This is a genomic window from Enterococcus sp. DIV0755f (genome assembly GCF_051713725.1).
GTDB classification, from domain to species: domain Bacteria; phylum Bacillota; class Bacilli; order Lactobacillales; family Enterococcaceae; genus Enterococcus_D; species Enterococcus_D casseliflavus.
Window position 1 is genome coordinate 1,956,384 of the sequence record NZ_JBIOQL010000001.1, and the last position, 13,896, is coordinate 1,970,279.

General features: G+C 41.9%; 9 protein-coding genes, 1 riboswitch and 1 other annotated feature (1 of these 11 cut by a window edge). All 9 genes read right to left on the minus strand.

The features are described 5' to 3' along the window. Positions 1-46 (minus strand) — a binding site (T-box leader); it reaches 208 nt to the left of the window's first position. Positions 47-156: 110 nt separating this feature from the next. The 9 genes from lpdA to purD all read right to left on the minus strand — a co-directional run bounded on the left by lpdA (position 157) and on the right by purD (position 13,888). After that, positions 157-1,563: a dihydrolipoyl dehydrogenase gene (gene lpdA / locus IGI73_RS08885; protein WP_005230052.1), complete on the minus strand. Its 1,407-nt coding sequence runs from the start codon at positions 1,561-1,563 to the stop codon at positions 157-159. Between the two features lie 7 nt (positions 1,564-1,570). Further along, positions 1,571-3,217, minus strand: coding sequence for a dihydrolipoyllysine-residue acetyltransferase (locus IGI73_RS08890; protein WP_005230050.1), 1,647 nt, complete (start codon positions 3,215-3,217; stop codon positions 1,571-1,573). A gap of 25 nt (positions 3,218-3,242) precedes the next feature. Further along, positions 3,243-4,220, minus strand: coding sequence for an alpha-ketoacid dehydrogenase subunit beta (locus IGI73_RS08895; RefSeq protein ID WP_005230047.1), 978 nt, complete (start codon positions 4,218-4,220; stop codon positions 3,243-3,245). Positions 4,221-4,222: 2 nt separating this feature from the next. Continuing rightward, a complete protein-coding gene (pdhA, locus tag IGI73_RS08900) occupies positions 4,223-5,332 on the minus strand; it encodes a pyruvate dehydrogenase (acetyl-transferring) E1 component subunit alpha (protein ID WP_005231936.1) in 1,110 nt (369 codons plus the stop codon). 434 nt (positions 5,333-5,766) lie between these two features. Continuing rightward, entirely contained in the window at positions 5,767-8,358 is a 2,592-nt protein-coding gene (gene mgtA, locus IGI73_RS08905) for a magnesium-translocating P-type ATPase (RefSeq protein ID WP_010749598.1), read from the minus strand. 187 nt (positions 8,359-8,545) lie between these two features. Further along, positions 8,546-8,717: riboswitch (M-box (ykoK) riboswitch) on the minus strand. Positions 8,718-9,107: 390 nt separating this feature from the next. Further along, positions 9,108-10,208, minus strand: coding sequence for a non-hydrolyzing UDP-N-acetylglucosamine 2-epimerase (gene wecB / locus IGI73_RS08910; RefSeq protein ID WP_284591660.1), 1,101 nt, complete (start codon positions 10,206-10,208; stop codon positions 9,108-9,110). Positions 10,209-10,329: 121 nt separating this feature from the next. After that, complete coding sequence (guaC, locus tag IGI73_RS08915; RefSeq protein WP_005230038.1) at positions 10,330-11,307, minus strand: GMP reductase; 978 nt, start codon at positions 11,305-11,307, stop codon at positions 10,330-10,332. Between the two features lie 210 nt (positions 11,308-11,517). After that, a complete protein-coding gene (locus IGI73_RS08920) occupies positions 11,518-12,432 on the minus strand; it encodes an aldo/keto reductase (protein WP_016611032.1) in 915 nt (304 codons plus the stop codon). Between the two features lie 169 nt (positions 12,433-12,601). Further along, on the minus strand, positions 12,602-13,888 hold the full coding sequence (gene purD, locus IGI73_RS08925) for a phosphoribosylamine--glycine ligase (protein WP_225001098.1): 1,287 nt from the start codon (positions 13,886-13,888) through the stop codon (positions 12,602-12,604). Positions 13,889-13,896 lie beyond the last annotated feature (8 nt).

Sequence of the window (13,896 nt, forward strand, 5' to 3'; positions counted from 1 at the left end):
CTCTAGGCTTGCCAAATCAATGTACTTTCCTCATCAACGGTTGAAATATTAAGAGCATCGTATCATTTACAGAAGATTCTGTCAATAGCTTAGGATCGCTTTATTTTTGGTGATAAAAAAACTCGTTCACCAAATGATGAACGAGTTTCAAAAAGCTTAAATGTGGATTGGTAAACCTAGAGCTAACTCAGCAGCATCCATTGTGATCTCACCTAGAGATGGATGTGGATGGATGGTTAACGCGATATCTTCTGCGTTCATGCCAGATTCAATAGCAAGAGCAAGTTCTGAAACCATATCGCTTGCTCCTAAACCAGCAATTTGCGCACCGATGATCACATTGTCTTCAACCGTTGTTACTAAGCGAATGAATCCTTCGGTTTTTCCTAGAGATAACGCACGACCGTTACCTGAGAATGGGAATTTGAATGCTTTTGCTTCAATTCCAGCATCTTTGGCATCTTTGATGGTCATACCGACAGAAGCCAATTCTGGGTCAGTAAAGGCAACTGCAGGCATCGCTTTGTAATCAACAGCAACTTTTTTGCCAGAGATTGCTTCAGCAGCGATTTTTGCTTCGTAGCTGGCTTTATGTGCTAATGCAGCACCAGGAACGATATCACCAATTGCGTAGATGTTAGATACGTTGGTACGGCCTTGTTTGTCAACCGTGATCAATCCGCGTTCGCCTACTTCAACACCTGCTTGTTCCAAGCCCATGTCATCAGTATTTGGACGACGGCCAACAGTAACCATCACGTAATCAGCAGTAACTGATTCTTCTTTACCATCTACGGCATATTTCACAGTTACGCTATCGCCATTGTCAATTGCTTCTTTCGCCATTGCGTTGGTAACGACTGTTACACCTTTTTTCGCAAAGTCTTCTTCAACCAATTTGACCATGTCTTTTTCATAGGTTGGCAAGATTTGAGGAGAACCTTCAAGGATCGTTACTTCTGCACCTAGGTTTGCATACGCTGCACCTAGTTCAGAACCGATGACACCGCCACCGATAACAACGAATTTTTTAGGAACTTCTTTTAATGCCAATCCGCCAGTTGAATCAAGGACACGTCCGCCGAATTTGAAACCAGGGATTTCAATTGGACGAGAACCTGTTGCGATGATTGCATTGTTGAAAGAGTAAGTTTGTGCTGAATCTGGGTGGATGACACGCAATGTGTGATCATCAACGAAGAAAGCTTCTCCTTCAATTGTTTCAACTTTATGTTTTTTCAATAGGAAACCAACACCAGAAGTTAACGTTTTAACGACTTTGTTGTCTTTCCATTCTTGTGTTTTGGTAAAATCAAGGGAAACATTTTCACTTGTTACACCAAACATTGTTGAATCCAAAGATTCTTGGTAATGATGACCTGCAGCGATCAAAGCTTTTGAAGGGATACAACCAACGTTTAAACAAACGCCGCCGATGTATTCTCTTTCAATGATTGCTACTTTTTGTCCCATTTCAGCAGCGCGGATGGCAGCTACATAGCCGCCAGGTCCCGCACCGATTACAACTGTATCTAATTCAACAGCAAAATCTCCAACTACCATTTGTTAATCATCCTTCCATCATTAATAGCTCTGGATCAGCTAATAGACGTTTGATATTATTCATTGCTTGTTGCGCTGTTGCGCCATCAACGATACGGTGGTCGAAGCTTAATGAAAGTTTCATCACACGTCCGACAACGATTTCGCCTTCAGCGTTTACGATTGGTTGTTGCGCGATCGTACCTACACCCAAAATAGCTACTTCAGGGTAGTTGATTACTGGTGTGAACCAGCCGCCACCAACTGAACCGATGTTACTGATCGTGATGGTACCGTTACGCATATCATCTGCAGCTAATTTGCCGTCATGAGCAAGTTTTGCTTTTTCGTTGATTTCATCAGCGATAGCAAACATGCCTTTACGATCTGCATCTTTTACGTTTGGTACATACAAACCATGGTCAGTATCTGTTGCGATACCGATGTTGTAATAGTTTTTGTATACGATCTCTTGTTTTGCATCATCGATCGACGCATTCAAGATAGGGAATTTTTTCACTGTTGCAGTCAATGCTTTCACAACATATGGTAAGAAAGTAAGTTTTGTGCCGTTTGCAGCAGCAACTTCTTTGAATTTCTTACGGTTATCCCATAGGTTTGTTACTTCAACTTCATCATGCAAGGTTACATGAGGTGCTGTTTGTTTGCTGTTTACCATCGCTTTAGCGATTGCTTTACGTGTAGGTGTTAAGGCCACACGTTCTTCTAAATCACCTAAGTTTGATTTGAAGGCTTTTGCTGGAGCTGCTGGTTTGCTTTCAGTTGCTGCAGCTTTTGTTTCTTCTTTCGCAGGAGCTTGAGTTTCAGCTTTTGCAGCTTGTCCGCCACCTGATAGGAAGTTTTCGATGTCTTCTTTTGTTACACGGCCGCCTTTACCTGTTGCTGATACTTGAGAAATATCAACATCTTTTTCACGAGCAAATTGACGTACAGAAGGCATAGCCAAGACGCGTTTGTTAGGATCTGCTGCTTCAACAACACTTGCTGAACCAGAAGTTTCCACTTTTTCTTTTGGTGCTTCTGCAGATGTGCTTGATGAAGCAGGCGCACTGTTGTGACCAGGTGCGTCGATTTCAACTAAAACATCCCCAACATTTGCGACTGTTCCTTCAGCAACAACGATGTTTTTCACTGTTCCTGTTACTGGAGATGGAATTTCTTCCACTGATTTGTCGTTTTGAACTTCAAGCAACGTATCATCTTCATTGATGGTATCTCCTGCTTTAACGAACCATTTTACGATTTCACCTTCTGCAATACCTTCACCGATATCTGGTAATTTGAATTGGAAAACGCCTGCGCCTTCAGAAGAACCAGCTGATGCTTCAGCCGTTTCCGTTGTAGGTTCTGCCGCTGGTTTTGCTGGTGTTTGAGACTCTGCTGCTACACCTTCATCGCCTTCGTTGTCTTCATGTCCTGGTGCATCGATCTCAACAAGGACATCCCCAACGTTTGCGACTGTACCTTCAGGGACAACGATGTTTTTCACTGTTCCTGTTACTGGAGATGGAATTTCTTCCACTGATTTATCATTTTGAACTTCTAGTAAGGTATCATCTTCATTGATGGTATCCCCTGCTTTGACGAACCATTTTACGATTTCGCCTTCTGCAATTCCTTCACCGATATCCGGTAATTTAAATTGAAATGCCATTTTCTATTCTTCCCTTCTTCAACTATTAAAAGTTCACGATTTCTTTCACTTTGTCTTCGATGTCTTTTGCATTTGGCAACCAAATGTTTTCAGCTTGACCGAATGGGAAGATCGTATCTGGTGCAGACACGCGTCCGATTGGAGCTTCTAGTGATAGAACCGCACGTTCAGAAATTTCAGAAACGACTTGAGCGCCAACACCTGCTTGTTTTTGTGCTTCTTGAACGACAACCACACGACCAGTTTTTTCAACTGATTTGATGATCGTTTCAACATCAAGAGGAGCAACTGTACGCAAGTCGATGATTTCAGCGTTGATGTTTTCTTTCGCTAAGTTGTCAGCAGCTTTGATTGCTTCACGAACCATCGCACCATAAGTGATGATGGAAACATCAGAACCTTCACGAGTTACTGCTGCTTTGTCTAAAGGAACTTCGTATGCTTCTTCTGGCACTTCTTCACGGAATGAACGGTAAAGTTTCATGTGCTCTAAGAAAACAACTGGGTCATTGCTGCGGATAGAAGCAATCAATAATCCTTTTGCATCATATGGGTTTGATGGAATAACGACACGGATACCAGGTGATTGAGCGATCAATCCTTCCAAGTTATCTGAGTGCAATTCTGGTGTATGCACACCGCCACCAAATGGTGAACGAATAGTGATTGGTAAATTACGTGTACCACCCATACGGTAACGAGTACGCGCCATTTGACCAACGATTTCGTCAAAGGTTTCAAATACGAAACCAAAGAATTGGATTTCTGGAACTGGACGGAAACCTTCTAATGCTAAACCGAAAGCCAAGCCGCCGATACCAGATTCAGCAAGAGGGGTATCGAAGACACGATCTTCGCCGAATTTTTCTTGTAAACCTTCTGTTGCACGGAAAACCCCGCCGTTTTTACCGACATCTTCACCAAAGACTAAAATCTCTTTGTCATTTTCCATTTCAACAGCTAAGGCATCTGTAATTGCTTGAATCATTGTTTTTTGTGCCATGACTATTTCGACTCCTTCGCTTCGTAAGTTGCAATTTGTTCTTTAATGTTTTGTGGTTGAACTTCAAACATGTTTTTCAAGAAATCTGAAACTTTTTGTTTTGGCACGCGGTCAGCTTCAGCGATCGCTGCTTTGATTTCTTCTTTTGTTTGTTCAATGACTTGTTCTTCTTTTTCTTCAGACCAAAGTCCTTTTTCAGTTAGGTAAGTACGGAAACGTACCAATGGATCTTTTTGTTGCCATTCGCTGTCCATGTCTTTTGAACGGTAACGGGTTGGATCATCACCAGACAATGTATGTGGACCGTAACGGTAAGTCAAGGTTTCGATCAATACAGGACCGTTGCCGTTTGCTGCCCATTCACGAGCTGCTTTAGAAACATAGTACACTGCCAATGGATCCATACCGTCAACTTGGATACCAGGGATCCCAGCTGCTGCTGCTTTTTGTGCCAATGTTGGTGCCGCACTTTGTACTTCACGAGGTGTAGAGATCGCAAAACCATTGTTTTGGATGTAGAATACAGCGTTTGCATGGTATGCCCCTGCAAAGTTGATTGCTTCATAGAAGTCCCCTTGTGAAGAACCGCCATCACCTGTATAAGTGAATACAACATTTTTCTTATTGCGTTTTTTCAATCCTAAAGCAACGCCGGCTGCTTGGACGTATTGTGCACCGATGATGATTTGTGGTGGCAATGCTTTTAAATCTTCTGGGTAAAGGTTCCCAGCAACGTGACCACGTGACCATAAGAACGCTTCTTTCAATGGCAGACCGTGTTGGATCAATTGTGGTACATCACGGTAACCTGGTAATAGAACGTCTTCTTTTTCAAAAGCAAATTGACTTGCTAATTGGCTTGCTTCTTGTCCAGCAGTTGGCGCGAAGAAACCTAGACGACCTTGACGGTTTAACGCAGTTGAGCGTTGGTCTAATACACGAGACCATACCATACGAGTCATCAATTCAACTAATTCGTCGTCACTTAAATCTGGTACTAACTCTTGATTTACAATTTTCCCGTCTTTGTCCAAAGCTTGGTAAGTTGGAAAATCTGCATTGACTTGCTCCAAAATCGCTTGGAAATCAAGTGCTTTTTGTTTTTTTGCCATCTTGACACACTTTCCTCTCTGATATAAAAATTCACTTTCGTATGTAACAGGGTTTAAATCTGTACTATCGAAATTTCATTTACTCTTATAAATTATCATTTAACTTCGAAAATGACAAGTGAAAAGGGTATTTTTTTTAATAAAACAATTCCCACTGTAGCAACTCTTAAGAAAACATTAGTGAAATTAATCACATTAAAGCAATCGCTTTCTTCAATTTTTTCTTTTCAGATTCTTTTTTTTATTTAAGAATAGTACAGCAATCATCATTTGGCTAAACAGATTTACCATTAACCTCCTTTTATTACTTGTGAAGGATTCGACTTGAATCAAAAAGAATTTTCTTAAGATGAGAAAAAAATAATACAGAGATTGGATAAAAAGAAACAGATCGGCAATTCTCCCCTCCATAGGAAGAACGCCGACCTGTTTTTTTAAATCCATTCTTTCGTCACATGAATGTAAATGCGTTTGGCAAATTCAACTGTTACTAAATAAGCGAAATTGATACCAATAAACCATGGCCAGTAGCTTGATGGCAGCGCCGCAAAATCGAAGACTGTGTGCAATGGCGTCAAGATAACTAAGAAGCCAACTGCAATTGCTAGGACGCTGGAGATCAAGACTGCCGGTGAAGCAATACTATTGATAAATGGTAATTTTCTTGTTCGGATCATGTGAACGACTAAGGTTTGTGTCGTTAAGCCGATCATAAACCATCCTGCTTGGAACAAGGCTTGCTCTTGGATCGTATTTGCACTAAAGACATGCCACATCACAAAGAAGGTCAAAATATCAAAGATGCTGCTGACCGGTCCAATGCCGACGGTAAACTTCAATAGTCCGCCTACTTGCCATTTGACTGGTTTTTCTAACTCTGCTTTGTCTACGTTGTCCCATGGAATCGTCAATTGTGCCATATCGTACACCAAGTTTTGAACCAACAATTGAATGGACAACATTGGTAAGAAAGGTAAAAAGGCACTAGCAACTAAGATCGAGAAGACATTCCCGAAGTTCGAACTCAACGTCATTTTGATGTACTTCATCATATTGGTAAATACTTTGCGCCCTTCGATGACCCCTTTATCAAGGACATTTAAACTTTTTTCTAATAAAATGATCGAGCTGGCATCTTTGGTGATATCCGCTGCTGTATCAACCGAGATGCCAACATCTGCCGTGCGTAAAGCAGGCGCATCGTTGATGCCATCTCCCATAAAGCCGACTGTATGGCCTGCTGCTTGAATGGTTTCAATGATTCGTGATTTTTGCATTGGGTTTAATTTTGCAAACAGATTGGTTTTTGCAGCTTTCGCTGCTAACTCTTCATCTGACAGATGATCAATATCGGTTCCCAATAAGTATTCATCTGCATCGATACCAACATCTCGGCAAACTTTTTGCGCAACGATCGCATTATCTCCAGTCAACACTTTGACATTGATGCCATGACCGTGTAAAGAAGCAATCGCTGTTTTGGCTGTTTCTTTTGCTGGATCTAAGAAGCCCATAAAGCCAATCATGATCATGTCTTGTTCGTCTGCTACAGAATAAACGGCATCTGCGTGAGCATCGCGTTTTACGGCAACTGTCAACACGCGCATTCCTTGTTTATTCAAGCGCAGGTTCACTTGACGTAATTGCTCTCTCAATTGAGGAGTCAATTCCATCACTTTGCCATCAACTTCTACGTATTTGCAGACTTGTTCCATTTCTTCAGCTGCACCTTTTGTGACCATCAGTTGATGACCATCCGCATTGACAACAACCGTCAAGCGACGACGTGAAAAGTCAAAAGGAATCTCATCGATTTTTGTCACATCGTTAAATGGCGCTGCCAAACCTTCTTCTTCATAGTAGTTTAGCACTGCGATATCCATCAGGTTTTTCCACCCTGTTTGATAGTAAGAATTTAAATAGGTCATATCAAGAACTTGTTTATCTTCTACGCCAAACGGGTTTAAATGTTGTACCAGCACGACACGATCTTCGGTGATCGTACCCGTTTTATCGGTACATAATACATCCATTGCACCTAAGTTTTGAATCGAAGGCAATTCTTTGACGATCACTTTTTCTTTTGACAAAGAGATCGCCCCTTTGGCTAAGTTACTGGTAACGATCATTGGTAGCATTTCTGGCGTCAAACCAACTGCTACTGCAATCGCGAAGAACAACGCTTCGCCCCAATCACCCTTGGTTAATCCATTGATCAATAAAACGATTGGGAAAAGAACCATGACCATTCGCAACAATAGTTTGCTGACTTTCGTTAAGCCATCTTCAAAGGTTGTTTTGCCGCGTTTCGTGGTCGCATTTTTAGCAATATCGCCAAAGAATGTACTTTGACCGGTTTTCAAAATAATGGCTTTTCCTTGACCACTTAAGACATCGGTACCCATGAAAACAAGATCTTGCATATCTAGTGCAGAAATTTGTTCATCGCTTTCTTTGATCCCAGCGTCGACAAATTTTTCAACGGGCATTGATTCGCCTGTTAATGAAGATTGATTGATAAATAAATCTTTGGTCCAAATCAAGATCGCATCCGCAGGGATCATGTCGCCAGTTGCTAAGGTGACGATGTCTCCAGGAACGACTTCATCCATTGGAATTTCTCTCGTGATTCCATCTCTGGTTACGGAACAAGTATTTTCAATAAGTTCTTTTAACGCTAAGCTTGCTTTTTGGGAACGGTATTCTTGGACGAAAGTAATCATGACACTGGCTAAAATCATGATTCCCATCACGATCACTGCTTCAATATCGCCTGTTACAAAAGAAATAATCATTAATAGGGCTAAAACTAACACAAAGGGATCTTTAAAAGCGCCTAAGATCATCAACCAAGCGGGTGTTGGTTTTTGTGCGTCGACTTTGTTTGGACCATACTCTGCTAAACGCTCTGCAGCATCTTCTTCCGATAACCCTTGAAAGGAGGTCCGCATCTCCATCAATAATTCTCTTTCGGTCAATTTTGCAAGTAATTTTAGTTCTTGATCTTTCGATAGTTTTTTTAACATCTTTTTTTCCTCCTAGCACTTAGGAGTTGCTTACGCCACCCCTAGCGATTCGATAACTACTCCGCTGTTTCATCTGGGGACTGGGGTATTCCATGTGAATCTTCCTTTCTTTTTATTAGGTAAGTCACTGTGGAACGCGCGCAAAAGACACAAAAAAACGCACGCTCCCAATAAGCATGCGTAAAAAACTCATGATCATTGTAGAGCTTTAGCACTATAGGGCGTAGATAGCAAATTTGCTATCAGCTGCTTTGGGTTTAACCTTCACGATTAGACCTGTCCTACCAACTAAGCATCTCTCGATGCTTTTGCGGCAGCAGCTTGTGTCCATATAGGAGCCTCACCTAACAATTATTTGTATAAAATGTCAGTTCGTCGGAAGTCTTTCTTCCAACTACCCACATAATAACTGCTATCCTAACCAATGTCAACAGCATCTAAGGAAAAAAGTACCCTTTTTTCAAAGTTTTCCATAGGTTTTCAAATGAAAGGTCTTACAATAAAATAACAACATTAAAGAACCGATGTGATTTTATACTTGATAAACCTTTATATACGAGCAGATGAACAGAAACCCTTTCAAAGCGAAACTCACACTTAATCAAGCTTCTTCGTTTGTCACAATCAACGAAAAAATGGAAACGGCGTTCCCGCAGGTTTCATGTATATAAAAAGACAGCCATTTAACAAACAGCTGCCTCTTTCTCTATGTTCACCTATACTGGGAGAATTATTATTCACTCTAGCTCTCACGAAAAATGATCGGCTAAAATTTGCAGGATTCGCTGGCTTGCTTTCCCATCGCCGTATGGATTTTCTGCATGTGCCATGGCATTGTAAGCTTCTGGATCTTCTAGCAGTCGCTTTGTTTCTTGATAAACCGCAGCTTCAGACGTACCGATCAGTTTTAACGTACCTGCAGCAATGCCTTCGGGGCGCTCTGTTGTATCTCGCAAGACCAAAACAGGAACGCCTAATGACGGTGCTTCTTCTTGGACACCACCGGAATCCGTCAAAATCAAGGTACTTTGATTCGCAACGTTATGAAAATCAATGACATCTAAAGGCTCAATCAACGTAACATTTGCTAGTTCCCCAAGAATCTCCTGAGCAATCCCTCGGACTTGGGGATTCTTGTGCATAGGGAAAACCAATTTGATCGTTGGCTTCTCCTTTGCGATCTGTGCTAAAGCACGAAAGACCTGCTGCATCGGAGCACCTAAGTTTTCTCGACGATGCATTGTTAGTAGGATCATGGTTTGATCTGCTGCGGAAAGTTCTGGATGCTGGTATTCCTCCGAGATCGTATAACGCATCGCATCAATGGCGGTATTACCTGTTACATAAATCGCAGCCTCATTGCGGTTTTCAGCCAGCAGATTTTTTTTGCTTTGGGAAGTTGGCGCAAAGTAAAAATCAGCTAAGACATCGATCAACTGACGATTGGCTTCCTCTGGATAAGGAGATTTTTTGTTCCATGTGCGCAAACCGGCTTCCACATGCCCCACAGGAATTTGCTGATAAAAGGCGGCCGTCGCGGCTGCATAAGCGGTGGTCGTATCCCCATGAACCAGCACGATATCAGGAGTTTCTTTTTGCAGGATCGGTTCTAGATCCAGTAAAACTTTGGTGGTGATCCCTGTCAAGGTTTGCCCTAAAGTCATAATATCCAGATCATAGTCTGGTGTGATCTCAAAAACCGTTAATACTTGATCCAACATTTCTCGATGCTGCGCCGTCACCACAACGATCGATGCAAAACGCGGGTCGTTTTCCAATTCCTTTACTAGTGGCGCCATTTTGATGGCTTCCGGTCTGGTACCGAACACTGACATCACTTTGATTGTCATTTGGTCACCCGCTCCTCTACTCTTCGTTGCTTCTATTATAACGAAGAAAACAGAAAAACAAAATGGTTCTTCTTACAAAAAAAGAAACGACCAATAGAAGGTCGCTTCTTTAGTATCCGGTTTAGATCGTATCTCCATTAAAAATCGAATTTTTCACGATTACGTAATCCACTTTACGAATCGATTCTAAATCTTTTCCACCTGCATAAGAGATCGATGACTGCAAGTCTTGCTGCATTTCAACTAACGTGTCTTTCAAAGAACCTTTGTATTGAATCCAAATTTTCTTTCCTTCCACGTTTTTCTTTTCACCTTTTTGAAATTCTGATGCAGAACCAAAGTATTCTTTCATCACAACGCCGTTTTCTACCTTGGTTTCCCCTGGTGATTCTTCATGACCTGCAAACAATGAACCGATCATGACCATTGTTGCACCGAAACGGACAGATTTAGCGATATCGCCGTGTGTCCGAATGCCGCCATCTGCAATGATTGGTTTGCGAGCAGCTTTAGCACACCAGCGTAGTGCTGCTAACTGCCAGCCGCCAGTTCCGAAACCAGTTTTGATTTTTGTGATACACACTTTCCCAGGTCCAATGCCGACTTTCGTTGCATCTGCACCAGCGTTTTCCAATTCACGAACTGCTTCTGGTGTTCCAACATTTCCAGCGATCACAAACGTTGCTGGCAAATGCTTCTTGATGTGTTGGATCATATTGATCACGGCGTTTGAGTGGCCATGAGCAATATCGATCGTAATAAAATCAGGAACAAGCTCTTTGTCAGCTAGTTCTTCCACAAAGGCATATTCATTTTCTTTGACACCTACGCTGATAGAAGCAATCAAGCCACGGCTTTTCATTTTTTTGATAAATGGAATCCGCGCTTCTTCATCAAAGCGGTGCATAATATAAAAATAGCCATTTTCAGCTAAAAATTCTGCGATCGAATCATCAATAATCGTTTGCATATTTGCAGGAACGACAGGCATCTTAAAAGAGTGTCCGCCTAATGTCACCGTGGTATCACATTCTGAACGGCTGTTCACGATACACTTGTTAGGAATCAGTTGTATATCTTCGTAATCAAAAACTTTCATGTCAAACATAAAAATATCCTCCAAATCTTACTAAGAGTGAAGCAAGCATCAAATGGCCTCAGCCTATTTTTAACGCCCACAACAATTTAAACCACCTAGAAGTGAAATACAAGCTTTTTAGAAATACTTTTTGAAAAAAAAGGATGAATGTTCGTCTTTTGCGAACATTCACCCTTATAAGTACTGAAAAAAACGGGATTTACTAATAAATTACGGCAAGATGTTTCCTGCTGCTTTATACACCTCATACCATTCATGGCGGGTCAATACGATCGAAGATGCTTGCGCGATTTCTTCGATCCGATGTGGGGTCATCGTTCCAGCAATCACTTGCATGTTTGCAGGGTGACGTAAGATCCACGCAGAAGCAATACCTGTCGGTGTCGTTTGATACTTGTCCGCTAGTTCAGTCAATTTTTCGTTCAACTCGGGGAATTTCTCGTTACCGATAAAGACACCTTCGAAGAAACCATACTGATACGGAGACCAAGCTTGGATCGTCATCTCATGCAAGCGAGAATATTCAAGAATTTCTCCATCATGATCGACACTACCAGCATCCGTCATGTTGACATGAATTCCTTGATCGATCATTCCCGTATGCATGATCCCGAATTGCAGCTGATTCGCTACTAAAGGTTGGGAAACATATTTTTTCAACAATTCGATTTGACCAGGTTTTTGATTGCTGACACCGAAGTATTTCACTTTGCCGTCTTTTTCTAATTGATCAAAGGCAGCTGCCACTTCTTCTGGTTCAAACAAAGTGTCAGGGCGATGCAATAGTAGCGCATCCAAATGATCGGTTTTCAAACGCTGTAAACTACCTTCCACGGAAGAAATGATATGCTCTTTCGAAAAATCAAACATTTCACCTGGAACGATGCCACATTTTGATTGAATGAACAACTCTTCTCTTTTGGCATCCGTTTTTGCTAACGCTTCCGCAAAAATCGTTTCACACTCCCCGCGCCCATAGATATCGGCATGGTCAAAAAAGGTAATGTCATTTTCAATCGCTGTCGTCAATACTTTCACTGGGTCTTTGGCATTGTTGATTCGCATCAAACCTAAAATCACGCTAGATACTTCTAAATCAGTGGGACCGAATTTAATTTTTTTCACGTAAAGTTCCTCCTTATTTAAACTACATTCTTATTTTAGCACAACAAGATGAAAACGCTACACCAACGTCAAAAAAACCTCCTATAAAATGAAAACCACCAGCACAACCGATTGGTTCTACTGGCAGTCATCCTTTACTTTCAATTTGCATTACGCATTGAAACGTTCTTTACTTCATCGCCTTTGATGAGTTGCTATAGTGTAAGGCTTTGTCACCAATGTCATTTCGATAAAACAAACCCGACAAAGGCAATTTATTGATTGCTTCATAGACGTTCTTTTGTGCAGTAGCTAAATCCTCAGCTGAAGCTTCCACAAGAAAAACACGACCACCAGCTGCCGTCAAATCGCCTTGATCAGCAGTCTCCTCCACTCCTGCATAAAAGAATTGTGTTCCTTCTCCTTGAGGAGATGGAACAGGCATTCCTTGCTGATACTTGCCAGGATATCCTTGCGATGCAATCACGACACCGATCGAAGCCGCTTGATTCCAGCGGATCGCGGGCTCTCGATCCTGCAAGAGATCATCAATGATCTGTGCCAGGCTACTATCTAAACGACTTAACACGACTTGCGTTTCTGGATCACCAAAACGAGCATTAAATTCAATGACTTTCGGTCCATCATTAGTAGCAATCAGACCTGCATAAAGAATACCAGTAAATGGTGTCTTATTAAGAATCATCCCTTTTGCTGCAGGAAGTAAAACTTCTTTGACCGCTTGATCGACCATTTCTTGCGGAATCTGCGGTACTGGTGTGTACGCCCCCATACCTCCTGTATTCGGCCCTAAATCGCCATCAAACGCACGTTTATGGTCTTGGGCAATGACCATTGGATAGACGGCTTCGTCCTTAACAAACGCCAAGAGCGAAAACTCTTCGCCAGCCAAAAACTCTTCGATCACCACTTTTGCACCACTTTCACCAAAAGCATTTTGCTCCAGCATCGCTTCGACAGCTGCATTCGCCTCATCAACGGTTTCAGCAACAACTACGCCTTTGCCTGCCGCTAAGCCATCCGCTTTGATAACGATCGGTGCACCTTTAAGTTGGATATATGCTTTTGCTTGCGCACTATCTGTAAAGCTTTGATAGTCAGCTGTTGGAATGTGATTGGCACGCATCAATTCTTTGGCAAACTCTTTTGATCCTTCGATCATCGCTGCTTGTCGATTGGGACCAAAAATTTCCAAGCCCGCCGCCTGAAAATCATCTACGATGCCATTTAGTAATGGAACTTCTGGACCAACGAAGGTCCAATCAACCTCCTGCTCTTGAGCAAAAGCAATCAAACCTTCATGATCGGACTCTTCAATTGCGACTGTCACAATCCCGTCTTTTCGCATTCCAGGATTGCCCTTTGCACAAAAGACTGTTTCAACTTGAGGGTCTTGCAGAAACTTTTTTGCGACGGCATGTTCTCTGCCACCACTACCAATAACAAGTATTTTCATCGTCTTCT

Excerpts from the sequence above, each read along its gene's own strand:
- wecB (WP_284591660.1), bottom strand. The coding sequence starts at position 10,208 with ATGACAATCAAAGTGATGTCAGTGTTCGGTACCAGACCGGAAGCCATC.
- purD (WP_225001098.1), bottom strand. The coding sequence starts at position 13,888 with ATGAAAATACTTGTTATTGGTAGTGGTGGCAGAGAACATGCCGTCGCA.
- mgtA (WP_010749598.1), bottom strand. The coding sequence starts at position 8,358 with ATGTTAAAAAAACTATCGAAAGATCAAGAACTAAAATTACTTGCAAAA.
- guaC (WP_005230038.1), bottom strand. The coding sequence starts at position 11,307 with ATGAAAGTTTTTGATTACGAAGATATACAACTGATTCCTAACAAGTGT.
- lpdA (WP_005230052.1), bottom strand. The coding sequence starts at position 1,563 with ATGGTAGTTGGAGATTTTGCTGTTGAATTAGATACAGTTGTAATCGGT.
- IGI73_RS08890 (WP_005230050.1), bottom strand. The coding sequence starts at position 3,217 with ATGGCATTTCAATTTAAATTACCGGATATCGGTGAAGGAATTGCAGAA.
- IGI73_RS08895 (WP_005230047.1), bottom strand. The coding sequence starts at position 4,220 with ATGGCACAAAAAACAATGATTCAAGCAATTACAGATGCCTTAGCTGTT.
- pdhA (WP_005231936.1), bottom strand. The coding sequence starts at position 5,332 with ATGGCAAAAAAACAAAAAGCACTTGATTTCCAAGCGATTTTGGAGCAA.